The organism is Bacillus bruguierae (genome assembly GCF_037104725.1).
In the GTDB taxonomy this organism is placed as follows: domain Bacteria; phylum Bacillota; class Bacilli; order Bacillales; family Bacillaceae_G; genus Bacillus_A; species Bacillus_A bruguierae.
The window spans coordinates 321,135-346,415 of sequence record NZ_JBAWSX010000002.1 but is presented as its reverse complement, the minus strand read 5'-3'; the positions used below and the strand labels follow the sequence as shown (position 1 = coordinate 346,415).

At 36.3% G+C, this 25,281-nt stretch carries 19 protein-coding genes and 3 pseudogenes; 7 read left to right on the top strand and 15 right to left on the bottom strand.

Annotation, left to right across the window (positions count from 1 at the left end; genetic code table 11):
• Positions 1 to 27 precede the first annotated feature (27 nt).
• The 3 genes from WAZ07_RS05900 to WAZ07_RS05890 are packed head-to-tail and all read right to left on the bottom strand — an operon-like array spanning position 28 to position 1,610.
• The gene (locus tag WAZ07_RS05900) at positions 28 to 861 is read right to left on the bottom strand and encodes a sulfurtransferase (RefSeq protein ID WP_090912376.1); all 834 of its coding nucleotides are present in this window, start codon (positions 859 to 861) and stop codon (positions 28 to 30) included.
• 2 nt (positions 862 to 863) lie between these two features.
• Positions 864 to 1,136, bottom strand: coding sequence for a YpbS family protein (locus WAZ07_RS05895; protein WP_336471688.1), 273 nt, complete (start codon positions 1,134 to 1,136; stop codon positions 864 to 866).
• Positions 1,137 to 1,151: 15 nt separating this feature from the next.
• Entirely contained in the window at positions 1,152 to 1,610 is a 459-nt protein-coding gene (locus WAZ07_RS05890) for a GNAT family N-acetyltransferase (RefSeq protein WP_336471687.1), read from the bottom strand.
• A 70-nt stretch (positions 1,611 to 1,680) separates the two neighbouring features.
• On the opposite strand from WAZ07_RS05890, the gene WAZ07_RS05885 reads away from it, so the two are divergent.
• Positions 1,681 to 1,935 (top strand): DUF3931 domain-containing protein, encoded by a 255-nt coding sequence (locus tag WAZ07_RS05885; RefSeq protein WP_020059547.1) that lies wholly within the window; start codon positions 1,681 to 1,683, stop codon positions 1,933 to 1,935.
• Between the two features lie 3 nt (positions 1,936 to 1,938).
• Here the strand turns inward: WAZ07_RS05885 and WAZ07_RS05880 are convergent, their stop codons facing one another.
• Positions 1,939 to 5,598 carry a dynamin family protein gene (locus WAZ07_RS05880; RefSeq protein WP_336471686.1) on the bottom strand — a complete coding sequence of 1,220 codons (3,660 nt, stop codon included), beginning with the start codon at positions 5,596 to 5,598 and terminating at the stop codon, positions 1,939 to 1,941.
• Between the two features lie 718 nt (positions 5,599 to 6,316).
• Here WAZ07_RS05880 and WAZ07_RS05875 point away from each other — a divergent pair.
• Positions 6,317 to 7,483 carry a DUF418 domain-containing protein gene (locus WAZ07_RS05875; protein WP_336471685.1) on the top strand — a complete coding sequence of 389 codons (1,167 nt, stop codon included), beginning with the start codon at positions 6,317 to 6,319 and terminating at the stop codon, positions 7,481 to 7,483.
• A gap of 146 nt (positions 7,484 to 7,629) precedes the next feature.
• Here WAZ07_RS05875 and WAZ07_RS05870 read toward each other — a convergent pair whose 3' ends face one another.
• Complete coding sequence (locus WAZ07_RS05870; protein WP_090912386.1) at positions 7,630 to 8,184, bottom strand: recombinase family protein; 555 nt, start codon at positions 8,182 to 8,184, stop codon at positions 7,630 to 7,632.
• Positions 8,185 to 8,444: 260 nt separating this feature from the next.
• Positions 8,445 to 9,143 (bottom strand): Crp/Fnr family transcriptional regulator, encoded by a 699-nt coding sequence (locus tag WAZ07_RS05865; RefSeq protein ID WP_336471684.1) that lies wholly within the window; start codon positions 9,141 to 9,143, stop codon positions 8,445 to 8,447.
• 88 nt (positions 9,144 to 9,231) lie between these two features.
• On the opposite strand from WAZ07_RS05865, the gene WAZ07_RS05860 reads away from it, so the two are divergent.
• Complete coding sequence (locus WAZ07_RS05860) at positions 9,232 to 10,014, top strand: HAD-IIB family hydrolase (protein ID WP_336471683.1); 783 nt, start codon at positions 9,232 to 9,234, stop codon at positions 10,012 to 10,014.
• A gap of 141 nt (positions 10,015 to 10,155) precedes the next feature.
• On the opposite strand, the pseudogene WAZ07_RS05855 reads toward WAZ07_RS05860, so the two are convergent.
• From WAZ07_RS05855 to WAZ07_RS05845, 3 genes and pseudogenes are all read right to left on the bottom strand, one after another.
• Positions 10,156 to 12,969: pseudogene (locus WAZ07_RS05855) on the bottom strand (Tn3 family transposase); the annotation flags it as partial.
• 133 nt (positions 12,970 to 13,102) lie between these two features.
• On the bottom strand, positions 13,103 to 13,963 hold the full coding sequence (locus WAZ07_RS05850) for a hypothetical protein (RefSeq protein ID WP_336471682.1): 861 nt from the start codon (positions 13,961 to 13,963) through the stop codon (positions 13,103 to 13,105).
• A gap of 255 nt (positions 13,964 to 14,218) precedes the next feature.
• Positions 14,219 to 14,815: pseudogene (locus WAZ07_RS05845) on the bottom strand (IS6 family transposase); the annotation flags it as partial.
• Between the two features lie 277 nt (positions 14,816 to 15,092).
• Between WAZ07_RS05845 and WAZ07_RS05840 the strand changes: the two are divergent.
• Positions 15,093 to 15,251: a hypothetical protein gene (locus tag WAZ07_RS05840; RefSeq protein ID WP_336471681.1), complete on the top strand. Its 159-nt coding sequence runs from the start codon at positions 15,093 to 15,095 to the stop codon at positions 15,249 to 15,251.
• Positions 15,252 to 15,387: 136 nt separating this feature from the next.
• On the opposite strand, the gene WAZ07_RS05835 is transcribed toward WAZ07_RS05840, so the two are convergent.
• Both WAZ07_RS05835 and WAZ07_RS05830 read right to left on the bottom strand, forming a co-directional pair.
• Entirely contained in the window at positions 15,388 to 17,463 is a 2,076-nt protein-coding gene (locus WAZ07_RS05835; protein ID WP_336471680.1) for a serine hydrolase domain-containing protein, read from the bottom strand.
• A gap of 95 nt (positions 17,464 to 17,558) precedes the next feature.
• Entirely contained in the window at positions 17,559 to 18,731 is a 1,173-nt protein-coding gene (locus WAZ07_RS05830) for a serine hydrolase domain-containing protein (protein WP_336471679.1), read from the bottom strand.
• A 461-nt stretch (positions 18,732 to 19,192) separates the two neighbouring features.
• Here WAZ07_RS05830 and WAZ07_RS05825 point away from each other — a divergent pair, with 461 nt between their 5' ends.
• Positions 19,193 to 19,498 carry a DUF3784 domain-containing protein gene (locus WAZ07_RS05825; RefSeq protein WP_336471678.1) on the top strand — a complete coding sequence of 102 codons (306 nt, stop codon included), beginning with the start codon at positions 19,193 to 19,195 and terminating at the stop codon, positions 19,496 to 19,498.
• A gap of 446 nt (positions 19,499 to 19,944) precedes the next feature.
• Here WAZ07_RS05825 and WAZ07_RS05820 read toward each other — a convergent pair whose 3' ends face one another.
• The gene (locus tag WAZ07_RS05820) at positions 19,945 to 21,438 is read right to left on the bottom strand and encodes a serine hydrolase (protein ID WP_336471677.1); all 1,494 of its coding nucleotides are present in this window, start codon (positions 21,436 to 21,438) and stop codon (positions 19,945 to 19,947) included.
• A gap of 330 nt (positions 21,439 to 21,768) precedes the next feature.
• Here WAZ07_RS05820 and WAZ07_RS05815 point away from each other — a divergent pair, with 330 nt between their 5' ends.
• On the top strand, positions 21,769 to 22,026 hold the full coding sequence (locus WAZ07_RS05815) for a hypothetical protein (protein WP_336471676.1): 258 nt from the start codon (positions 21,769 to 21,771) through the stop codon (positions 22,024 to 22,026).
• Positions 22,027 to 22,397: 371 nt separating this feature from the next.
• Here WAZ07_RS05815 and WAZ07_RS05810 read toward each other — a convergent pair whose 3' ends face one another.
• Together WAZ07_RS05810 and WAZ07_RS05805 are read right to left on the bottom strand one after the other, a co-directional pair.
• Positions 22,398 to 22,820 carry a DUF3995 domain-containing protein gene (locus tag WAZ07_RS05810; RefSeq protein ID WP_336471675.1) on the bottom strand — a complete coding sequence of 141 codons (423 nt, stop codon included), beginning with the start codon at positions 22,818 to 22,820 and terminating at the stop codon, positions 22,398 to 22,400.
• A gap of 167 nt (positions 22,821 to 22,987) precedes the next feature.
• Positions 22,988 to 23,521: a TetR/AcrR family transcriptional regulator gene (locus tag WAZ07_RS05805; protein WP_336471674.1), complete on the bottom strand. Its 534-nt coding sequence runs from the start codon at positions 23,519 to 23,521 to the stop codon at positions 22,988 to 22,990.
• A gap of 138 nt (positions 23,522 to 23,659) precedes the next feature.
• On the opposite strand from WAZ07_RS05805, the pseudogene WAZ07_RS05800 reads away from it, so the two are divergent.
• A pseudogene (locus WAZ07_RS05800) lies at positions 23,660 to 24,157 on the top strand (IS6 family transposase); the annotation flags it as partial.
• A gap of 185 nt (positions 24,158 to 24,342) precedes the next feature.
• On the opposite strand, the gene WAZ07_RS05795 reads toward WAZ07_RS05800, so the two are convergent.
• A complete protein-coding gene (locus WAZ07_RS05795) occupies positions 24,343 to 24,948 on the bottom strand; it encodes a recombinase family protein (RefSeq protein WP_336471673.1) in 606 nt (201 codons plus the stop codon).
• Positions 24,949 to 25,281 lie beyond the last annotated feature (333 nt).

Below are 25,281 nucleotides of genomic sequence, written 5' to 3'. Positions count from 1 at the left end.
ATACAAATTTTTTTGACGTGCAATAGGCTACTGTTTTTCTTTCATAATTATATTTTCAGGATAAGAAATCCAATCACTCCAGCTGCCTACATATAATTTTACATTTGTAAAACCAGTCATTTTTAACGTTAATACGTTTGGACACGCCGTTACACCAGATCCGCAATAAACAATCGTTTCTTTCTTTTTATCAAGATGAATAAATCGCTCTTCTTGTTCCTTCTGCTCCTTAAAAGCACCAGACTCTGTTACACCATCTTTCCAAAAATAATTTTGCGCATTTGGAATGTGACCAGCTGCTTTATCAACTAATTCTTCTAATCCTGCATAACGCTTTGGTTCTCGCGAATCAATCAGTGTTATATCAGCATGTTTGCTAATTTTAGCTTGCAGCTCTTCCATTGTTACGACAGTATCATGTTGCACTGATGGAACGAATGTCTTCAGTGCGAAGACCGACATCTCATTCACTACTTCCAAATTTTGTTCCTTCCATGCTGGGAAACCACCATTTAACACATATGCTTTATTATGCCCAAGATATGTTAAGAGCCACCATAGACGAGAAGCCATTGCTCCTCCTTGGCTATCATATGCCACAACTGTCGTATGTTCATCAATCCCAGCTTGTGAAAGCTTTTGTACAAACTCTTCTATACTCGGAAGCGGATGACGCCCCCCATGCTTTGTAACTGGACTTGATAAATCTGTATTTAAATCAAAATAGAGCGCCCCTGGAATATGTGCTTCATTATATTGTTCTCTTCCCCAATTTGGATTTGCTAAGTCAAAACGGCAATCAATAATTCTAACATGCTCATCTTGTATATGTTCATGTAACCATTCGACTGTAACAATCATACTTAACGACCTTCTTTCTCTTTTAAACGCCCTACGTATTCCATTACCATTTCTTCTGTTACAATCTTGCGCTGCTGTGCAATGCCGTTTTTTGCAAGTTCATTAATTTGTTTTGTTACCATATTAATTACATCAACAGAGAAAGATTTCCCATTTAACGCAAGTGATACAGCCGCTTCAATCGCCGCTTCGCGCTGTGCTTCTAACTGTAGAAATGCTTTCACCACTTCATTTTGTTTGCGAGAATGTGCTGTAATTGCTTCATGTACTTCCATGTTCTCTTCCTCCTACTATAAGTCCATCGTAAGCCGAATCATATCACGACATACAATGCCATTTTCCATAATCTCTTCTTCATAATGCTTTGAAAAGTAATCAAAATCAATAGAAAAAATGCGAAATCCACATTTTTGATATAAAGCAAGCTGCGAAACACTAGAATTGCCTGTTCCAATTTCAAGCGTGTGCATGTTTTGTTCTTTTGCCGTTATAATCGCATGCTGTAGCAACTGCTTTCCGATGCCTTTTCCCTGTTCTTTTTCAGAAACAGCAATATTCATGATTTCCATTGTATTGGGGCGCGTTTCCAACAATACATATACACCAATCACACGTTCAAGACACTTTGCGATATAAATGATGCCCCTATGGAGATACGATTTCAATTGTCGTTCACTTGGATCGGCAAGTAATAATAACGAAAGCGGTGCTTCATTTGGTGAAACATGTTCAATTACTAATTCTCCCATGAAAATTCTCTCCCCTCCTTGTTCTAAACCATACTTGTCTTCCATAAGTAATACAAAGGAGGTCATTACTATGGACAACAATGAAAAGAAGTGCAATATAATCTCCATTGATGAGAAGAAAAAGAAAAACGGTACGTACTCCTACCCCAAATTAGTAATAGAAGGAAAACCATATGAGTTCACTTCCTTCGTCTTATGCGGCGAAACGCCAGATGGAAGACGTCTCGTCTTAACTCATATGGTTTCCTCAGATGAATTTGCTGGATTTGTAAAATCATTAGATACTGTACTACAAAAACGTATTGAACGTATTTTTTTCTCTTAATCCTTATAATCCTTCTACTTCATGTTCTATTTTTAGTAACTGCTTTCCTAATTCTTCTTTTCGCTGTTCGTATTCAGAAACATCAATCGTTTCCAATAAAGCAAATGATAAACTTTCATAGTATTGTGCTATATCTTGCATCATAGTTGTTTTCACAAGTTCCCATCTATGAAGCCATTCTTGTTTATAATGGCTAACAAATAAGCGTTGTTCTTCTGTTACGTAATCCGCTACAAACGGTTCTAACGTTTGCTTCATTTCTTCTTGCATCAATGCTTTATCATTTTTCTCAAAGAAATTTTTCTCGCTTTTAAAATGGGATAATGCTTTTTTAAATTGTGTTGCTTCTATAGTTGGAAATGGATTTTCATTCATAAGAACGCGATAATCATATGTTACATCTGTATGGATTACGAGCTGTTCATTCCTTGTAACACATTGCTCTGCTACGCCTTCTTGCACATGTCTCATCGTTTCATTTATCCATTTTTCAAGACGCAGCGAAGTTGCACGCATTTCTTGCAATAAGTCATGTTGTACGAAAGCTATTAACTCCATCATGCACTCTTGTAATTTTTCTTTCACATTCCCTTGTGTTCGCAAAGAAGCTGGATTAATAAATTCTGTAAACACATCATTGTATCGTAAAAATAAACGTTGCTTTACATAATATAAAAGTTCTTTCACTTCATTTTCCAATGCCTTTTCTTCTGTTATAACGCTGTGCGAAGAGATCATATGAAGCAGTTCTTCACGTTCTGCTTCATATTTTTGTCGTTTTTGTTCTTTTTCTTCATTCCCTTGCATTGCACTTTCAATCATATTTGCAAGAAGCTTATAACTGTTTTGAAGTGCTCCGTATAAAGAATGAACTGATACAAGCATTAAATCTCTCATAATAAACGAAGTGAAAGCTTGTTCAAATTGTGCAAGACCAGATTGTTGTAAAATGCCATACGCTTCTTTCGAAATATCTTTTCCTTGCTTTTCTTCCAGTGCAAATAAACTAGATATTGCGAACAACCGTGGATTACGAATTCCATACTGCAGCAGTTGATCGCTAATATAACCCTTTACTGTTTGTAATTCTTCTTCTGATTGCGCTAAATCCGCCGCATTAATTAAGAAGAACATTTTATCAAGTGCAAACGTATCTTTTACACGTCCAAGTTGAATTAAAAATTCTCGGTCAGCTCGTGAAAATACGTGGTTATAATACGTTACAAATAAAATTGCATCTGCATTCTTGATATATTGGAACGCTACGTCTGTATGACGCGCGTTAATAGAATCTGCTCCTGGTGTGTCTACAAGCGCAATCCCCTGTCTTGTCAATTCACAATCATAATAAAGCTCCATATACTCTACAAAACAAGACTTTTCTTCATTGGCAACATAATCAGCGAATTCAGATAACGTTACACGAGATTGTTCTCCTAACCGATGCTTTACTTCCGTATATCCATGCTGCACAGCGCGTAAAAAACTAAACGTTGTTTTTTGTCTACCGCTTGGTTCTGGATATTGCAGTACATCATCAATTTGCAGTAGCGCTTCTTCTAGGGAAGTAATATCACGATAAAATAATTTATAAACAGCCTTTAAATCTTCAAAGAGTGCCGCTTCTGATTTAAACTGTACAATTACCGTACCATGAGGTTTCTCGTCTGTTACTGGTAAAATTTGATTAATCGTTGCTGTTGTAGGATTAGGTGATACCGGTAATACCTTTTCTCCTAATAACGCGTTAGCAAAAGAAGATTTCCCAGCACTAAACGCGCCAAATAGCGCCACTGTAAACTGTTTCGCTTCCACACGTTTCCTTTTCTCCATAATCTCTTGTTGTACATGTTTAAGAGCTGGAAGTTTCTGCAAAACATGTTCTGCATCCTTAACATGCTCCATAATACGAGTGATATTAAGTTTTGTTTTCGAAACTGCTTCTGACTCGTTATAAGTAAGTTCATCCTCTTTTTCCATTTGCGTTTGTATTTGAAATTTTTCGTTTGTTACTTTCTTTGTTTGCTGTAAAACTTCCTCTATATCAATACTTTGCGGAACAGAAAAACGATCGTGCCATATATCTTGTAAATATTTTTCATAGTGATCATACTCTTGCATGCACTGTAACTTTATTTCCTTAGCCTCTTTTTCAGCTTCATATTGTGCTATTTCTTCTCGTATACGTTGCATGTCTACTTGCACTTTACTTTGCAAGAGTGGCAAACTTTTTTCAAGTATATTCTGTGCTGCGCGGCGATAACATTTCTTCAGTTCATTTGCGACATCTGCTGTATAATGAAGCAAATAATCTCCAGTAAATCCAGCTCCTTGTTTAATAGTTGCTTCCAGTAATGCCGGACCAAAGTCCGCATTTATGTCATATATTACTTTTCCAAGTTCTTCTGTGAATAGCTCTTCTTGCTTTAAAAAAGATACAACGTACTCTTTCATATGAAAATCAAGCTGCGTCTCTACTATTTTCTTTAGTGACTCATAAAACACTTCTAAACGACGCTGTTTTTCTTGCTCTGTTTTTCCTTTCGAAAACAGTAAACCAACTTTAAATTTAGTGAGCTTCGTCTCTAAATATTGATTTGCTAAATCACGTATTTCAAACGGCATTAAATATGCATTGTCTAAAATATTTTGCAGGCCACTAAAAAACTCCTCTTTCATTTCCGCTTCTGTATTTGTAATATGTTTTTCTTTTTCTGCAAGCTGTTCTAAAATCACCGTTACATCTTGAAGTGATAACATCGATGCTAACTCTTGTTGAAACGGTTCCAATTGTTTTTCATATTGTGAAAGTAAAAATGAGAAATGTTCTTGTAACAAATAAGATACTTCTCTCTCCATCCCTCTTTTCACATACACATTTTTTTCCTTTACTATCGAGGAAAGTCGTTGCTCTAACTGCCCTAATTCGTTATGTGAGTGATTCGGCATACGTAAAGACGTATAAAATATACCATCAACTTCTATATTCCAATTAAAAAATGATTGCGCTACGCTTTTTTGATATGTCTCGAAAGACAATTCATTTTCTTTATGTTTATCAATTTGATTCACAACAAGGTAAACGGTTTTGTTACGCTGTTTTAACTCTTTAACAAACTGTAAATTCACTTCCGATTGCACATGATTATAATCCATCATATAAAAAATAACATCAGCAAGATGCAACGTAGATTCTGTTGCAAGTTGATGCGCATCATCAGTTGAATCGATGCCAGGCGTATCAACAAGAACAACATCTTCTGGAAGCGGTGCATCCGTGCGATAAATATGAATACCGATTACTTCATCACCATTTTTGCAAAGCTCTTTTAACTCTTCTGCTGTATACATACCGTCATACTCGTATTTTTGCCCTGATTTTAAAATAACAACAACGCGATTCGGTCCTTTTTCTATCTTTACAACATTCGCGCTCGTTGGAATCGGACTTGTTGGCAACAATTGATCTTTATATAAATAGTTCATCATTGTTGATTTTCCAGCAGAGAAATGACCGCAAAATGCAATCATAAGCTTCTCTTCTTTATATTTTCGTACAACTTCAAGCAACTTCTCACTATGTTCTATATCGCCTTTTTTCTGCCATTCTTCATAAAAACAAACGAGCTTTTGTAAACTGTTTGTTTGCACTGTGTTTGTCATCCCCTCGTACCCCTTTATTCCATGATGTATCCATCTTTTATATTACTAAATTTTCAGCATCTTCACAGTAAAAAAATAAAAAAATCCTTTTCATTCTCTGTGGAACGAAAAGGATTTCTATGTAGTATAGTTCATTATTTAGTTGCTCCTACTCGATGTAACACATGCTTTGTTACAACTGCATATAAAACAATTGTTCCGCCCAAAAATGCATATACCATATTTATCACACCTTATTTTTGATAATGATTATCAATTTTAAACATATTGTATCATTAAAGAGAATGATTATCAATATATAATTCAAAAAGAAAAGCTCCCTTTTGGAGAGCTTTCATTCTGCCTGTTTTAAAGGAGTCGTAGATAGTTGTGCATTCTTATTATAACTCACAGGCGAATTGTTAACAGTTGAAAAATTTGGAAATGCATATATACAAGTTAAAAAACGATATACCCCCCTTTTCTTTTTAGGAGAACGCGAACTTCTAGCCGCGCATAGAAACTGTCCTACCACATACAAAAAGAAAAGTGGAAGACGCGAAGCCACCGACTGTTCTAGCCGCTGGAGCTGGATCATAAAGAAAAGCGGAGCCAACTGTTTAGACATGAAGGCCTAGGAGGCAGAGCTAAACAAAGATGCCGAAAAATAAAATGGATATATTTACCTTGCAATTCATACTGTAATATACTTAAAGAAATATATATAAGGAGATGAAGTATGAACAGTATTTCACAAAACGAAAGAATTCATTCTATTGATATTATACGAGGGATTGCCATCTTTGGTATTTTCCTTGTAAATTGGCCCGTATTAGCTGGAGTTGAATCCCGAGATTTAACGAGTGATTATGAAGGGTTCGATCGTTACATTCGCTTATTTTATGATCTGTTTGTCCAAACAAAATTTTACACAATTTTTTCCTTTTTATTTGGTCTTGGTTTTTATATTTTTATGGAGCGCGCAGAAAAAAAGACACATCATCCAAAATTATTGTTTATACGGAGACTACTTATTTTATTCTTATTCGGATTTTTACATTATGTACTACTTTGGGACGGTGATATTTTACATGATTATGCAATAGGTGGGTTCCTGCTTCTTTTATTTTATAAAAGACAACCAAAAACCTTATTAATTTGGTCACTTATTTTGTTAAGTGTTTGGGAACTTTTTGTGTTGTTTATGAATTTAATAATGCTGCTCATTCCCCACGAAACACCTAACGCTTTTTCTACTCCTGTCGTTCCATTGTTAGATTGGAGCTTGCAAGTTCAAGATCGCTTTACTGCTTTTTATTCAGAAGCAATTAGCTCATCTCTTATCATGCTACCAGAAACAGTTGGTCTCTTTTTACTCGGTCTGTATGCCGGAAAAAAAGAAATGTTTCGCCGCGTAAACGAGATTGATACAAAGCTAAAAAAATGGCAAATCATTACCTTCCTTTCTACCTTGCCAACATGGGGAATTATTATTACCTATTTTACTATAAACGATCCATACGTACCGTTTACAATGATTGCGTTTATAACGCTAAGCGGAAAGACTCTATTCATTTTTTATATTTTCACACTTATGCGTTTCTTGCAGCATGCGAAATGGCAAAACATCTTCCGCCCTTTTCAATATGTTGGCCGTATGGCATTAACGAACTATATCTCACAAACGGTCGTAACATTATTCGTATTTGGATTACTATTTAAAGCAAATATCATATTCCCACTATGGGGCGGTACACTTTTTTGTATTGGCTTCTATATCATTCAAATCTTTATCAGCCGCTGGTGGCTCTCTCGTTATCAATACGGACCGCTTGAATATATTTGGCGCCTTGGCACATATGGAAAAAGCATGCCGCTAAAAAAACAAAGCAGTATCTCATCTTGAGACACTGCTTTCTCTTACGCTTCAGAAACAGTACTTTGTATTGAAATCTGCTCTTCTTTTAGGCCCAGTACCAGCGTTGCTGTAACCAGGGGCAAAGTAGCAAATAATGATATACTATTTCCACTCTGCCCCATTCATTTATATTGCTAATTATCTTTTTGTTGTATTTTACGATACAGCGTCATGCGAGAGATACCAGCTTTTTCTGCAGCATCCGTACGATTCATCCCTTGATCTATAAGATATAAAGCATAATTTACCTTTTCCTCATCAGTTTTGGGTCTTCCAGGATGTTTCCCACGTTTCTTGGCTGCTATGATTCCTTCTTTTGTTCGTTCAGAGGTTAAATCTCTTTCAAATTGAGCAATCCCTGCAAAAACAGTAAAGAGTATTTTTCCATGTGCTGTTGTTGTATCAAGCCAAGCTTCTTTTAGACTTTTTAAGTTTGCTCCTTTTTGAGAAATGAGTTCGGCAATTTCAATTAAATCTTTTGTAGAACGAGAAAGACGAGTCAAATCTGTTACTACTACTGTATCTCCTTGGCGTAGAAATTCTAACATACGATTCAGCTCAGGGCGGTTTCGTTTAAATCCTGTTATTTTTTCAAAAAAAATACGTTCACAACCGGCCTCTTTTAATTGTTGTTCTTGGCGATCTAAATTTTGATCAATCGTAGACACTCGCATATATCCAAATTTCATGTAATTCTTCCTTTTTTATTTTTATTGTATCAAAAGTGTCTTTTAATATATATTGTTACAAATAATTTTGTTACATATTTTTGTTACGTCTGGATTGCTAGTTTACTTGACTTCATATCTTGATACAAACTACTGTAACAAAAATGGTCGTTTTTGTTACAGTAACTTCATAAAACTCGCATCAATTAGAGGTTACTGTATCAGAAGTGGAGAATTAACGAATTTTAAGGATAACCCTCGAAAAATCAGGATTATCCTTTTTACTTATATCGGATTCCATTGGACATTTCTTCTAAATCGCTCCAATTCAATATGCGAATAGAGTTTTTATTTCTTTCAATGATTCTTTTTTCGGATAACGAATGAATAACTCGATTTAGATGTCGATATGTCGTGCCAAGTAAATCTGCAACCTCTTTTATATTGGAAGTCTTTAGCTCCATTCCAAAAATGTTATCGGGATCAGGTGATATCGTGGACATAAGATAGCTCGCAAACTTGTTTTCCACAGATGCTAATAAGTTTACACGAGAAGCTGTTGTACAAGTTTGAAGCTTATAGCTTACATGTTCTAAAAGTGTATGTAAAAATTTCGGATTATTCATTTCATATTGTTTTATATAATCAAAATGCAGTCCAATTAATAAGCATTCATTAACTGCTTTAACTTGTGATTGAACGGGAACATTTCGAATTAATTCAATATCACCAATAATGGAAAAAGGTTGGACAAATCGTAGTAAAAGTGATTTTCCAGTTTCAACACTTGATGTTATTTTTACTTTTCCTTCCACCAAAAATAATAATGATTCTAGTTCAATTCCCTCAAGTAAAATAATTTCATCTTGTTCATATTGTTGCAAAGTAAATGGGGGGTGTTTTTCTCGACCAAACATTTCTTCAATATGATATTCTCGTAATTTTGTTTTAAGTAGTTTCAAGTCAGTAATAAATTTCATTTAATCCTCCTGTTGGGACATATGTCCTTTTTATTATAAGATAAACTGATATGATAAGGGAAATAGAAAATTTTAGGAGTGGCGTAGAATGAAGTTTGTATTTGATTTAGATGGGACAATTTGTTTTAAGGGTCAGCCTATTTCCGAAAGACTACTAGTATCATTAGAAAAGCTAGTAGCTCAAGGGCATGAAGTCATTTTTGCTTCAGCAAGGCCAATACGTGATTTACTCCCCGTCTTACATGAGCGTTTTCATCAATACCCAATGATTGGTGGAAATGGATCAATAATTGCAAATAAAGGAAAAATAATATCAACGATTAGTTTTGATGAAGAAACGCTTGCAAATATTGTTCAATTACTTAGAACTTATAATGCTTCTTATTTAATAGATGGTGAGTGGGATTATGCCTATACAGGGCCAGCTACACATCCAATTTTGAATAATCTTGATCCAGAAGGACGTGCCAAAAACGTTAAATTGGATAAATTACAGACAATCATAAAAATTTTAGTGCTTACTTCAAACAATATGGAAGTAATTGAAGAACGGCTTAGCAACATGAATGTTGTGGTTCACTCTCATGGAAATGAAGGAATTTTAGACATAAGTCCAAATGGAATAGATAAGTGGAGTGGATTGCAACAATTGGGTGTGGGAGAAAAAGAATATATATCATTCGGTAATGATGCGAATGATATTACAATGTTTCAACATGCAATGTATTCAGTAATGATCGGTGAGAACTTACAACTAGTACCGTTTTCATCTGAACAATTTGTATTAAGTGAGGATACAGAAACCATCCTAGTGCAAAGACTTAGCGAATTGGGAGAAATAAATACAATTACTAAGTTGGTAAAACTATAATAAATAACCTTTGTTTTTATGGAATCATTAAAGCCTAATTTCTCGTTATTATAGCTTAAAATTAGGCTTTCTTATATGTTATATTTCCTTAGCGTTGTAAATCCGTCCCCCATAAGGAAGTTTCTTTTTATTTGAAAAACCTTAAGAAGATCTTTGAAGTGTTAAACGTTCTTTCATATTTAATTTGAATGTCCCATATGGATTTACGTGGGCATAGATAAGTGGTGTTAAAGCTCTAAAATCTTCTGGGACTAATTTCTTCAGTAAAGATTTATTTTTGTCTAAGAGAACTTCTTGAATCATTAAAGTATTGATTAATACTAAACAATTTTGGAGGAGATGAAGAGAAAGTACGGCAATCTCTTGATCTTCCATACGATTCGTTTGAATTTCTCCCCCTTTCCCATAAAAAATAAAGCTGTTAGCAGAGTTCCAATTCTCAACTACATTTAATCCTTCGTGGATTTCTCTCCGAATCTCTTCTGATGATAAATATTCACAGAGAAAAATGGTTTTTAATGCTTTTCCTAATTCACTTAGTGCTCGATAAGTTGGATGCCCACTGTTACGGGTAAATCGTTTGAGAACCGCTTCCGTTTCAGCTGTACCTAGCCGTAAGGCTGTAGCATACTTAATCATTTGATCATACTGTTGTTCAATTAAATTCCAATTGATTGGTCGAGTTAAAACTGGCTGCAAGTTTGGATATGATTCTTGCATACCTACATCCGGACGATACAATTTTTGTGCATGAATGGCTTTGAACCTTGGCATCAGTTGAAAGCCTAGCAAGTGACAAAAAGCAAAAGCAACTTCACTTTGTCCATGTGTATCTACATAGTTCTTCTCTACTTCCATATTTGTACAATGCCGCAGCAGTCCTTCAATCATAGAAGCTACTTCTGAAGAAGAACAAGATTTGAGTTGCGAATAAATACACGTAGAATTCTTTTCTACATGCCAATAAATCATTACTCCTCGACCTCTATATCGAATATGCCATTCTGTAAGTAAGTTTTGATCCCAAGCTCCAAACTTTTTACTATCAGATGCACATGCCGTCGTTCCTTCACCCCATATTTCGATTACACGAGTGGCTAGAATAGCATTGGTTACTTTTGAAATGGCTTGCCGTAAATTTTCTTTATGAATAAATTTACGGCGCACATAAAGCAACTCTTTATAATTTTCTCCATGGTCTCCGGCAGCAACGCGTTTTAATCCTGTGTTCGTTCCTAATCCATATAGACAAAGGATAAGTCTACGTTGCAGTGTCTCCTTATCGAGAATCTCTCGATTCCCTAATGTTTGAAATGTATCTGTCAAGTGGACACGTAAATCCGCTTCTTTTAAAATATCTAAAAGATTGGTCATTGGCCAGCGATTCATAACCTCTGCTTTTACGAAATTGAGATTAACCGGTTCAGCTTGTGCCTGCAAAGGTGATACAGAAATCCATCCAGTTCCTTTACTCAAAATGCGTACTTTAGTATCATTCTTCACATGTTTATTTAATTTTTCCAAAGCCGTATTCATACTATTTTTCAATTCTTGAATAAGTGTTTGTGCTTCAAGGGGTTTCTGGAGTGCTTCGTAATGTTTTTCTCTGTTTTGTTCAAAATCCTCTGGTAAATCTTCCTCTGGATTTCTGTATCGATCTGCTCCGACTACCCATACCTCTTTGCAACGTAGTCGATCTCGTAAAGCTTGAAGAACACAGATTTCATAATTCACTCGATTAATACGATTTGTTTCCTTATCAATAACTGTATCAATCCATGCTGGTTTTACAACTCCTTCTATCGGAATGTAATCCGCTTCATTGTATGTATACTGATTGGTAAGCTTATATTGTTTGAGTAAATCAATTGCATCTATTACAGGGCGATGTACATCATTATTCGATCGAAACTCTAAAATATCCAATAAAGCGGGAACCATTCTCCTATAATGAGTACCATAGGAAGATCTCATAACTGTATGAACTTTTTGTCTGTAGGCCGGACCTGTATGCTTCATTTCTTTCACAATGTCTTTTAATGTATCTTCACCTACGACAGGAAATAAAACATCTCGTATAATGCCATCCGGTTGTTCCACTGCTTTTTCGGCCATGCGAAACAATACGTTTGTCTTACCACTTACTTTACGAAAATCACGTAAAAATTCTTTTTCAACTTTTCGTTCTGCACGAGCCCCAATACGGTGAACAATTTGAATAATGAGTTCAACTAAATTATCTGTAATTTCTCTACCTCTACACCAAAAGAAAGCTGCTAATAACGTGTAACGGATAGGATCTGGGTGCCTACGTAATTCTCTAATATCTTCAGAAACTGCACGCTGTCTGTACGTTCGGATCATCTTGGGTGGAACACCGTAGAATAAATCTGATGGAAGCTGTATATCCCGTACAATTCGGAGCTTTTCTATTTCTTGTAATAAACTATCTAATCCAATCCTTCCAGGATCAGATACAAGTTCCCGAAAACTAAGGATAGTTTGATTCTCTTCAAGTTGTTCTGTCTGGGACCAAGTACGTATGAAAGCATCTAATTTGGATTTTGAATGTCCTGAAAGCTGTGTGAAAATAGATTGTGAAATATATTCTTCATATTGGTGAATAGCTGATTTGATATTTCTCTCTAGTTGGTCTTGAGTTGGGGGAATAAGTTGTTGTTGTCTAAGGTGGTGTAGAACATATTCTCGTACACGATCTATTTGTAGTTCTTGTGGTAAAATGTTGGCTTGTAGCCATAGTTTCATTTGTTCTATATCTTCGGAAGTACTCTCTCGAAATCCCATATATTCACGGATTTGTGCTCGATGATATTTAATGGAGCGTCCATTCCAATCATATTCCTGAAAGGAATCAACAGGCACTCCCACTTGTTTCGCAACATATTCAATCAGCTGTTTATTAATTTCTTGTTTTCCTTTTGGAAAACGCCCCTGGTTACAGCAACGCTGGTACTGGGCCTATAAGAAGCCGTTGAGTGAAGAAAGGCTAATAATTTGCGTTTAAAATTCAGTATAAAAAGATCACCTCTATGAAGGTGATCTTTTTATTGTTCCTTTTATTGACTAGTTAAGGAATAGTAATTACATAAGGCACTGTAAATACCTTGCCTTTATGCTGGAACTGTCCCCATATTTTATAAGTGCCGCTAGTTGGAAATTCTGTGTGGAACATAGCTTCAGGTCCCATGTTCTTTGTATCGGCTGGATGTACATGAAGGTATTTTTCCGTATCTTCACTTAAAATGACAACATGCCCAGTTGCACCTAGATATGTTTCAAGGTCAGTAATTGGTTTCTTGGTAGCTGCATCTTTTATGTTGAATTTGAGCATGACCTCTTTGTTTGGTTTTAATTCACCGTCATAACTCAATGTGATTTCTTTTCCGTCCACAACTTTTACTAATGATTTGTCAGCTTGAAGAGGCTCTGCTTTTTGTTCTGTCCCTTCTACTTTGATCGTATGTGTTTTTGTGGTTTGCGAGCCTCCTTTTGGAATAAAGTCAGAGATGAGTTTATATTCTCCACCTTTTGGAAAGCTTACGTCTACGTTGAATTTTCCATTTCCATCATATGTAGGATGAATGTGATTGAAATAAGATAAATCTTTACTTACTACAATCAAATGCATTTTCTTTTCGTGATTAATGTCGTATTCTTCAATAGGTTTATTTTGGTTATCTTTGATTTCGATAGTTAATTTTTCTTTTTCGTTTTCTTTTGGATGAGAAGATGATAAATGCCATGCGACATTTAAATCTTGTGCGTTCTTTTCGCTATGACCCACATGTTCATTCTCTTTATTTGTTTTATCATTCTTTGTCTCGTGTTGATGTTCTGTACTTTTAGAGTCTGATTGATTCGTACATCCCGCAAAAATTCCCACAGTAAGTATTAGACTCATACCTGTTATAAGTGTTTTTTTCTTCACTTTATTACCCCCATTTATAGATTTTGTAAGCCGATAAATTAGGAAAACTTGTTTACTTATTATTTGTATACGAAGCATTCATATACAAACAACCTCATCTCCTTTATATATATCCCTGTGAATTCTTTGTATCTTCCTCTTCTATAAAATGGTAAGAATTCCAAATCGTCGGTGGATGTACTATACAATAAATGGTTCTGGTGCAAAAATCATTTGATAGAGACATAGAACCTACATGGACTGCTCAATGACAGATTATGATGCAATTCCAAACAACTTATATATGAATCCAACTTCATTTTGGGCAGACTTCACCTGTAGGTGAAGTTGTTCTTTTTTCATCATATGCATGGCCTCAACGCCACTCAATATAGAAGAGGCGGTTTCATACGACTTGAATCCTAACATAGAACGCACACGTTTTTTAATGAAACGGTGATCCTGTTCCACTATATTATTGAGATATTTAACTTGCCTTATTTGTATGCCTTCAGGCATACGTTTCTCTTCTTTTAACTCTTGAATCGCTACGCGATAGGCTGGATTCTTGTCTGCTATTATAACACGAGGTTTACAAATATGAGAAGCAGCCAAGGCTTTCTTGAAAAAGCGCTTAGCTGCTTGTTTATCTCTTGATTCACTTAGATAAAAATCAATGGTATTCCCTTCTGAATCAACTGCGCGATATAAATACATCCATTAACCTTTTACTTTCACATACGTTTCATCGACTCTCCAGGAATCATTTGTTGTCTTAAGATGACGTCGTACTCTTTCGTCTAATTCAGGTCCATATTGATGCACCCAACGCATAATGGTGGTGTGAGCAATAGACAAACCTCGTGCTTCCATTTGAACAAATTTTCCTTTTCCATACCGATCACACACCTTTTTTAGAGTAGTAGTATCAGTATGTCCGAGATTTAGAGATTACTTGCAATTGCCCTGAAGTTTTTGCACCAGAACACACCTATTAAAGAACGAATGGAAAACTTATATTCAAGACTATAAAAACAGTGGATTATCCTAAGTTTCCTGGTGTCAAAAATAGAACCTACCGGTTCATCGGCTATATTACTGGCTACAAAAATTATCACTTGAAACTGAAGATCAAAATAAAAATGAGTGTGTGAATTGGATTTCTATGAATATCCCTGTCGTAGAAGAAAACATACATGCCACGATTCGAATTTACATTCAAGAAACAACAATGATATCAGAAATAGCGATTGAAAAAGTATATCTTGCACAAGGGGCAAAAGATGATTGCCCAGAACTGGTATGCTAGCTGTTCTTGCATAGTTTGAGCGTGATATTATTCGTGGAAAGCCTCTTCGTAAAGATAATGCGTAAATACAAACAAAACCAGCAAAACACCTTTTCTGTGTCGTACTGGTTTTGTTGAAGTTCATCTTGAATTGTAGCTAGTTCAACGTGATTGCAAATTCCGAATTCGGCGCGCCAGCAAATACAACCGTTCCGTTATTCGGCAGTTTTACTTTGTTATTGCCGCTCACAATGGTAAAATTGACGCATACTCCCTTCTCATCATACACCGCGAACGAACTCTTCGATGACAACGCCACGGTCATCGTTTTCCCTGCTGCCGCTTGCGGGATCTTAAACCATTTCGCATGCCCATTTGCTTGCAGCGTAACTTTGGATGATTGGCCTGCATCAAGCGGTTTTACGTTGGATTCACTTACGTATAACAATCCGATCATCTCCATATATTCATTGCCGCCTTCTGTATAAAAATGAGTTTCTGTCGTATCACGGCCGTTCATCACAGGAATCTGGAGCTGATGCGCTGCGGTGTTCGGGCCTGTAATTTTTCTGCCGTCCCAATAGCCCGCCAGGCCTTCCTTGCGAGTAATTTGTGTGGTAAGAATTTTCGGTTCAACGAGATATTCAGCAGAACTAAATTTTTCGTTTACGAGATAGAACTTGACGCCTTCCCGCTTCGCCCATGCGGCAGCGGTTTTCTTCGATAGCACGTTGTCTTCTAGTTTTTCAGCTAAATAATGAGTTAACACATCTTGCCCTAAGCCTGGCGTCGATTGATATGTGCTCTCCCTCAAATAAGTTCTTCCATTCTTCTCGGTGACGAAGTTGAGCTTGGAAGTACCCTTCTCATTAATAAAGCTTCCATTCGCAGTATATACATATTTTTCTTCTCGATTAGATGGTAAGAACAGTTCTCCATTCTTTGTAATTTCTATTTTGAAATGACTTCCGCTATTGCCGTAAAAGCCCGCTTTCTTTGCCACATCTTGAGGCATCTTAGCTTTGATCGGCTTGCCAAAAGATTTGTTCGGCTTGATATCTTTAATTGTGCCTTTCTCTTTGAGCGCGGCGAGCAGTAATTGAGTTGCCATCAGTTGATTTGTAGAGCTTTGGCCACCGGATGACAACACAGCCGCTGCCATCTTCTGTTCTGGAAGCACGACCAGTATAGCATGTTGCAGTGCCGTGTCACCGCCCTTAGCCAAGCCTTTTATCCCATATTCACTGAATGGGTATAGTTTCACACTATCCCAGCCAAGTCCATAGTTTAAAATATTATCTCCATCCCCCGGCCACATTCCTTTTTTATATTCCTCTTGCTCCATCGCCTTGACCGCTTTATCAGAGAGGATCCCTTTTCCCTGCCCCATAAATAATTGTGAGAATCGTACCATATCTTCTGCCGTAGAAGAAATCCCTCCCGAACCAATCACATTCAATGATTCAATGGGAAGCTGCCCTTGGTACGCCGGAAAATAAAGTCCAGCACGCTTTTCGTCTCTCCATTTGTCCTGTGGCGTTTTCGTATGATTCAGCTTTAATGGTTCTGTAAACTTTTGGTGTAGAAATTCGGTAAAGCTCATACCGCTGACTCTTTCCACCAAAATCTCGGCTAGCGTAAAGCCGTCGTTGCAGTATACCGAGAACGCGCCAGGATCCGCCTTCAAGCTCTGGTTGGACAATTGTCGCAACAAGACATCATGGGCATAGGTATCATTATCGTTAAATAGATATACACTACTAAACGTGGAACCTTGCAAGCCGGAGGAATGGTTCAACAACATACGCGGCGTAATGCGTTTGTACCGCTCGTCTTTCATCTTGAAATCAGGAACATAGTGGACAACAGGAGCATCCAAATCGACTTTTTCTTCGTCAACCAATTTCATTACAGCCGCTGCTGCATACATTTTACTGACTGAACCAACCCCGTATATAGTATCTTTAGTCAGCCGCTGTTCCCCTTCCATATCGTTCTTACCTGTCTGACCCGACAAAATAAGTTTTCCATTATCAATTAACGCATACTGCACGCTAGTCGTACCATGAGACTTCGTGAGTAGCGCAGCCTTCTCTGCCGCAATCTTCTCCAGTTCTTGGCTAGCAACTTCTTGATTAGCTACATTACTGCTAGAAGACGCTATCGCCCCTGTTGGTAGGGTCATCGTTAGTGCCAATGTAGCGGCTAATACCCCAGAGAGTTTATTTTTCATGAGAGAATTGCCTCCTTAGATAAAGTAATCGATTTCATCACTTATTTGTTTAGCTATAAAAAATATGACAAAATTTATCCGTTTTTCCTCTTTGCTTACTTGCTAAATTCAGCAAGTAAAATATTTTTAAAAGGATCAGGAGTGTTAGCTCTAGGCGAACTGTTCAAATTGACGGCCAACGTATGCTTGCCTCCAAGTGTACCTCCAGCAAGAGTAACAAACCCTGGAATGCCACCTGTGTGCCCCCATATCGAGACACCGTTTGGAAGCTTAGTTTCATAGATTCCAAGACCATATCCATCGATTCCAGCAATCCCTGTAGGAACTGTAGTAAGCATTTGTTTTAATTGCTGTTCATTCAGTAATTTGCCACTGAGTAAGTAGGAGAAGAATTTGTTTAAGTCGTCAGCAGTAGAAATCATATCTCCAGCCGAGCTACCTATACTTGGGTTATAATAAGTAACGTCTTTTAGCTCACTTGCTCCGTCTGGTTGGAAATATCCACGGGCATGCTTGGTGCCTGGAATAACGCTTGAATTGCCAGGTAGGAATGTATTCGACAATTCAAGCGGTTCAATAATTCGATTTTCAATCTCTTCCGCATAGCTGTTTCCGGTTACTTTTTCAATAAGCATACCCAGTAATACGTATCCTGTGTTTGAGTAGGACCAGCCCTTTCCTGGGGCAAAATCTGGGGGCAGTGAAAGTCCAATCTTCACTAGTTCTTCAGCGGTAAACGACTTTTTTGTATTCGTAACAAAATCAGCTTCTTTTGACCTTGAGTATTCAGCGATACCACTTGTATGGTTCAATATCTGTCGGATAGTAATCTGTTTAGCATCATATCCGTTTCCTTGAATGACACCAGGCAACCATTTTTCGATGGAGTCGTCTAGATTCAAGCGGTTCTCTCCAGCTAATTGAAGTACAACGGTTGCGGTGAACGTCTTCGTCACGCTACCGATGCGAAAGCGAAAATCTGTTTTCATTGGTTTCTTGGTGCTTAGGTCCGCTACCCCAGCGGCATAACCCCACGTTTTTCCACCCTCAGAAGTTTTAACAAGTATCCCCGGGAATCCAAGTTGCAGTGTATCCCGCATTGCTTGCTTGACAGAATTACGATCTCGTTGAGTGCTTGTGTGCGAAGAACTAGATACATTTTGAGTGGGCTCTGCTTTTACAATTGAGGTTGGCGATGTGTATAAAAGGGAACTTCCAGCTATTAAAAGGGCAAGACTTGCACATGTAATTTGACTACGTATTTTCATAAGGCATTCTTCTCCTCTATTCATATTGTATAGGTGGTTGCTTGCTGTTTCATACTAACCACACAGCTATCATCTCCACTAATGACAAAAGGTCAACATTGAATTCGTAATCATCCTATAATGATTATTTTTACAAACGCCATTCTGTCCTAACAAACGGTAAATCCCTCTTTTTTCACATGTATGTTAACCCTAGAAATTACTTCTTTTCCTTGAAACACTCTTGTTACTGGTTTGTTTTTTGTATATAAGTCATATCTGTTCTGTCTTTCACGTCTCGTTATATTTTTATCATACACAATGAAACTTTCTTTTTTCTTACCTATTCCTTACAAATTCCTTACGTTCAAAATAGCTTCTATAATAGGGTAGAAGGAGGGTTCTGGTGCAAAAAACTTCAGGGCAATTGCAAGTAATCTCTAAATCTCGGACATACTGATACTATTACTCTAAAAAGTTGTGTGATCGGTGGATTTATTACTTGTATAGTTATTGCTTTAATTATGATTATTATGGGTTATCAAATCCATATAAAAAAGAAACTATGGCTCATTGCAGGCTATCAAGAAGAAACATTTGTGGGTGATAAAGAAAGGCTAGCAAAAGTATCTGGAGTTTTTTTGTATGTTGTAGGAATCACAACTTTTTTATTACCTTTTGGATTAGAAAGTATAGGAGATATTGTTGCCATTACTTACGCGGTATTGGTAATTTTAGGAATATTATTAGTGATTGTATGGGGAAATATTATTAATAAACATTCATAAATTTAACTTCCGCTAACGACAATTATGTAAATATAAAAGCTGTCCATCAGGACGGCTTTTATATTTTCTTGCTTAGCGTGGTTTTTTCCAAAATGCTGGCGGTACCCCGGATAGTTAATGCTCTTAAGTTTATGGGCATGGGGCGGGATCCCTTATATAACTATTTCTATAATTATTTTTATTTTTCCTTTATCTTCAACAATCTGGCTCTTTAGTGGAGTAACTTTATTGCTACTCAACAGTTCCTTAATCCGCCTTTCAGTTCAGATTTTCTTTTCACTTTTCACTATAAAAACACCCCTTTAGATAAACAGACCCAAAGGGGCAAAACATCGCGTCTTTTTTATAAACACCGTGACTTTATTTAAAAGTAACACATTGAGAAATTGGGGTTTTTTCATTACCTCATTATTGCTGAAGTTGTTTAGGCTAAATCTATTTCGTCTTTAATTCAATTTTATTTTCTTAGTGAAAACAAGCAATAATCCAAACAAATAATAAATGATACTTACCGCTATAATACTATAAATAAATACCGGAATCGTCGTTGGGCCCCATGCTTTAATAAATGCCCAAGGCAATCCCGAAATTTCCGGGAACATGATTATAAGTGTCAATATTGCAGCTACAATCAACGTATGAATGGATAATAGCAAGATCCTCTTTGCGTTTAATGGTGTCCTAACTCGTTGTTTTCTAACAAGCTTCCGTATTATCCCTAGTGATAGTAGGATAAAAAATAAACACAAACAGCCGACTACAATACACATTATGGTCAAGAATTTATCTAATTTTTGATTGCGGTCGGAATGATTATTAGTAATGTTCTTTCCCTCCCATAAATCCATCACGCCTTGACCTATGGCTGTCGTAAAGCTCGTGCTCATATTGGACAGAATTGCTACCCCTAATTGTTCATCGGGCTGCATAATGAAATATGAGGTGAATGTTGGGTTCTCTCCAGCATGGAAAATATATTGTTTTTCGCTTTTTTTCATAACTCCCCATCCACTGGCATAGTAGGTGTCCTTATCGAAAGGTTCCACTGACTGATCAGGGATATGCGATTCTTGAATGAGCTGCTTGTCGATTGCATTGCTCGAATCGTTTCCTAATTGTAATTTCATCCATTTTGCTATATCATTCGTATTGCTGATAAGATATCCAGCTGGTATGTTCCCACGATAAATGGGCGGCGTGTAAGGCTGCTCTTGCATAAATCCTATTTTATAACCAGAAGCCATCTCAGTGGACTGAACTTGATGCATCCCAACGAACGATTCTTTCATACCGATCGGCTCTAGTATCTGTTTTTTCATATATACATCATAGGGCTGCTTCGTTACGCTCTCGATAACGAGTCCCAGTATATCGTAATTGATTGTCGCATATTCGCAAGAGCTACCTGGTTTTCGATTTAATTGCTGATTCAGTAATGTTCTTACAGTCAACTCAAGGGCGTTATCTGCATTACTTTCAGGAATTTTTGTTATAGAATTAGAAGCAATCCCGCTGGTATGATGAAGCAGCTGATTCAAAGTAATCGTCTGCGGCTCTCCATTATATTTTAACTCTAACCATGGGATATACTTCCGGACATCATCTGAGCGTTTTAACAGCCCTTCCTTTTCCAATTGCAAAATGGCTAGACCTGTAAATGCTTTCGTTGTAGATCCGATTTCAAATAATGTATTAGAAGTCACAGGTGTTTTCGCCTTAACATCAGCGTACCCGAAGCCTTTTTGATAAACCGTTTTCCCCTTTTCTACAATAACTACCGATATCCCTGGAGTTTTACTAATGCTTCTTTGCTCTTCAACAAACTGTTCGATCTTTTGAATTTTTTCACTTGATTCGGCGTTAGCTATTTTGGGTGTGAGGCCACTAACTGCCAGAATCATAGCGATCATTAACATACAAAGTCTTACTGATAGTTTCATTATCGATTCCCCTTGATTAAATTTATGCTTTTCGTTTACGGTGGCTAATTCTCCAATCTTTGGAATAGGCTGTGCGTATCCATTGTTTAATTGAACTGTAGTATTTGTTGTACTAGTTCATATGTTATTTTAGAAGAATACGGTTAAAGAAGACATGTATTTGTCTTACAAATTAAGCTTGTATTCTTACAAAATTGTCACCTTCCATAAGGGATATCACTCCATCGCCAGCAAGCTAAAAAAACGAGCTACCTCAAAACGAAATAAATAACCATAAAAAGGTAAAATTTTCGTTATGGGGGGTTCTCAAAATATTAGCTTGATAGGCATGTGGCGGTACCCCAAGGATATGTAATATTTATTAGCGACGTAGATCAGATACTTATTGAGGAGGACAAGGAGTTTAGAATATTAATGAATATTTTATATGATTGTTGTGAAGAATGGTCACAAGGTAGAGAATACGGTGCATTTATTACGCTACCGTGTCCATTTCATATCATACTTCATTCTAATATCAACAGAGAAAATCCTACTATATCACGACTAAAACAAATAGGAATCGAAGAAATTGATATTATAAAATAAGAAGTTCAATTCAATTTTATGTTTTATAAAATTGTTCAAATAATCCCTATGGTATGGGATTTAATTAGAGAAGTTTTTGTAATAATTACTAAGATATATATTAGTGTTGAAGACTAATTCTATGCATTTTATTTTGAACTTTTTTGATATGTAATCGAAGGTTATTATGATTATATTTGAAAATTTATCAATGAACCTTTTCAGTGGGATGAGCAAAACATCCAGTTTGATTAATGGCAATATAATTATGTTATTCCTTATTGGGGCTCCTTACATACGGAGCCTATTTTTTTGAATAAAGGTATTGGTACCCCACTAAGCAAAAGTTTGTTTAAAGTACTTTGGTCATGAATAGGGAATGAAGATACTTATTAAAACAACAACATGATATAGACAAAGCCAAAGAATAAACATAATGGACTATAGAACCAAGTGTCGTATCTAGCAAACTGAGAATGTTTAATTTTTTTAAAAAATCCAACAAACTTAAAATCACCAATTGCCCTAATAATGAAAACTAAAGCACAGACAACACTTGCGATTCTAGATAAACTATTTGCTTGGAACTCCTGCAAATAACCTCCTTGAACAACAATAATGACACTAGCCATTAGAATAAGAATGGCTACGAATAATGTTCCCCATATTCTCGGAGTAAAAGCAGGCTTATGTTCTCCCTCTTTTACTGGGAGAACAGCGGCAGAACCCCATCGACCTCCAAAAGACCAATAAATATGCAAAAAACTGATAAACCACAGAAGCCCTACAGCTACTAATATTAATAGTAATTTCATTTATTCGCCCCCAATGTCGTAACTTCAAATGAAACATACACTACCGTATGTTATAGTGAAAATTTTGTCCCTTCAGGTTTTATAACCATATTAGGGACATTTATTATCGAATAATCAATTATGCCTCGGCATAATTTCGTGACATCCGCTGGAGGCTTTAACTTCTTTCAGCGGATGTTTGGACACCCGCTGAAAGAAGTTAAAAGCTCAACCATTTTATCAATATCAAAATTAGGATTTACTTCAAACCTTGTCATCCATCCTACATACGTTAAATAGGCAAGTCTCGCTCGATCAATTGATTCAGTTTCGTCTATGCCCATTTTTTGATACAATTTTGCAACACAAGAAATTCTCTGTTCTTCCATATCTACTAAACGTGCTGCCACAACAGGATCATATTTCGCCCAAGTATAAATACCATTCTCAATTTTTTTATCTCGATTAAAACTAATCTGTAATAGCTGTTCTAAAGAGGCATCCTGTTGCTCCATACTTTGAACAATCAGCTTTGTTGCATGTACTTCCCAAAAATCGAGCATAGAATCTAAAAGCTCTTGATGGTCACGAAAATAGTGATAGAAGCTTCCTTTGCTTATTTTTAGCAATCGGGCAAGTGCTTCAATACGAACTTTATGTATCCCTTCATCAGCTAATTGTTGTAATCCTGCTTTTATCCAATCTTCCCTCGTTAATTGCATATCATCTCTCCAGTAAAATACGGTAGCGTATGTTTTACGTTAGATTACTACTATTCTCATTTTTTGTCAATTATTCATTCTGTTTATTTTTATGAACTTTAATGTTGTTGTTAATCGTAATATTGATCGTCGTCACCTCAAACAAATGACTCTTGGAGAGTCGATGAAACATATATCAAAGTAAAAAGTCAATGGATGTACCTGTATCGTGCTGTCGATTCGAAAGGAAGTACCATCGATTTTTACCTAAGCAAAGCAAGAAACCACAAGGCCGCAAAGCGATTCTTCAAGAAAGCTTTGCAGTCTTTTCATGTTTCTGAGCCTCGTGTCGTGACAGTGGATAAGAATCCAGCTTATCCTATAGCAGTTGAAGAATTGAGAAAGGAAAAAAAGATGCCATTAGGCATCCAACTAAGGCAAGTGAAATACCTCAATAACATAGTGGAACAAGATCATCGGTTTATTAAAAAGCGAGTTCGTTCGATGTTAGGATTGAAATCCTTTCGCACAGCTACATACATTATTTCTGGAATAGAAGCTATGCATATGGTAAAAAAAGGGCAACTTGTTTTACTGGACAAGTCTGTCCAAAATCAAGTAAATTTCATCCATCAACTATTTGGAATTGCTGCTTAAGACTAGATTCCACTAGGAAACTTTTTGCCTCTTTATATCTTTCCTAAGTATTTGCACCAGAACCCCTTTATGTATTACGGTGAAATTCCTTTTTAGAAAACAAGAAATTTACCCAATTCTCTCATAAGAACCAATACCAGCACTCTTGTAACTAAGGACAAAGTAAAATTTTTTTGTAGATAAGATTATTTTCTATTTTCATATCTTTTGACTACCCTATAGAATGTCGGGCTAGTCATATTACATCTTCTCATTGCTTCTAATGCTGAAATTTCGCCTTTTTTCCACTCTGTGTAAGCTGCAATAAATTCTTCAGTAATTTCAGTTCTAGGTCTTCCTAAATGTTTCCCTTGTTTCTTAGCGATTTCAATTCCTTCTCGTTGACGAGTCTTAATTTTTGTTCGTTCCTCTTCAGCAAGCCAAGAAAGAATTTGTAATACAAGATCTGTAATCAAATTCCCTAAACTATCCTTGTATTGTGTCGTATCAAGCAAAGGCATATCCAAGACAATAATGTGTGCTTGAATATTTTTTGTGATGTCTTTCCACTCCTGAAGGATGGCTTCTTTATTTCTTCCAAAACGATCCAGTGAATGAACATATAAAATATCCCCTTTTCTTAGCATTCGTTTTAAAAGTTGATATTGTTCTCGATTAAAATCTCTACCACTTTGTTTATCGATAAAAATGTCCCGTTCATCTTCTATATATTGCTTCATAATTTCAAGCTGTCGGTTTTCGTTTTGATCTCTACTACTTACACGTATGTACCCAAATTTTCTAACATTCATATTTTAATAACTCCTTTATCCTTTCTATAAATTTATTATAACAAATTTACTTCAAAAGGTGTTTATCTTTTAGAAGTACTTCGAATATTTAGTTTTCAATGTTTTGAAGCAATGTTTTTCATAGATATCTCGATACTTCAAAAGGTGCACCTTTTGAAACGTATAAATTATCGAAAACAACATGATAAAAGCAGAGACATATATTCCTTAGATAACACACTTAGGTTGCAAGCTATTTTCGGATATCCTCTTCGAACTACATCAGCTTATTACTACAGATTTCATCGCTTTATCGCACTAAAACACACCATTTATTTGAGTCGTGTCGGAAAT

Coding starts and splice junctions, on each gene's coding strand:
- WAZ07_RS05810 (WP_336471675.1), bottom strand. CDS start 22,820: ATGAAATTACTATTAATATTAGTAGCTGTAGGGCTTCTGTGGTTTATC.
- WAZ07_RS05865 (WP_336471684.1), bottom strand. CDS start 9,143: ATGAAATTTATTACTGACTTGAAACTACTTAAAACAAAATTACGAGAA.
- WAZ07_RS05875 (WP_336471685.1), top strand. CDS start 6,317: ATGAACAGTATTTCACAAAACGAAAGAATTCATTCTATTGATATTATA.
- WAZ07_RS05860 (WP_336471683.1), top strand. CDS start 9,232: ATGAAGTTTGTATTTGATTTAGATGGGACAATTTGTTTTAAGGGTCAG.
- WAZ07_RS05870 (WP_090912386.1), bottom strand. CDS start 8,184: ATGAAATTTGGATATATGCGAGTGTCTACGATTGATCAAAATTTAGAT.
- WAZ07_RS05890 (WP_336471687.1), bottom strand. CDS start 1,610: ATGGGAGAATTAGTAATTGAACATGTTTCACCAAATGAAGCACCGCTT.
- WAZ07_RS05880 (WP_336471686.1), bottom strand. CDS start 5,598: ATGACAAACACAGTGCAAACAAACAGTTTACAAAAGCTCGTTTGTTTT.
- WAZ07_RS05805 (WP_336471674.1), bottom strand. CDS start 23,521: ATGCAATTAACGAGGGAAGATTGGATAAAAGCAGGATTACAACAATTA.
- WAZ07_RS05830 (WP_336471679.1), bottom strand. CDS start 18,731: ATGAAAATACGTAGTCAAATTACATGTGCAAGTCTTGCCCTTTTAATA.
- WAZ07_RS05795 (WP_336471673.1), bottom strand. CDS start 24,948: ATGAATGTTAGAAAATTTGGGTACATACGTGTAAGTAGTAGAGATCAA.
- WAZ07_RS05820 (WP_336471677.1), bottom strand. CDS start 21,438: ATGAAACTATCAGTAAGACTTTGTATGTTAATGATCGCTATGATTCTG.
- WAZ07_RS05895 (WP_336471688.1), bottom strand. CDS start 1,136: ATGGAAGTACATGAAGCAATTACAGCACATTCTCGCAAACAAAATGAA.
- WAZ07_RS05885 (WP_020059547.1), top strand. CDS start 1,681: ATGGACAACAATGAAAAGAAGTGCAATATAATCTCCATTGATGAGAAG.
- WAZ07_RS05835 (WP_336471680.1), bottom strand. CDS start 17,463: ATGAAAAATAAACTCTCTGGGGTATTAGCCGCTACATTGGCACTAACG.
- WAZ07_RS05900 (WP_090912376.1), bottom strand. CDS start 861: ATGATTGTTACAGTCGAATGGTTACATGAACATATACAAGATGAGCAT.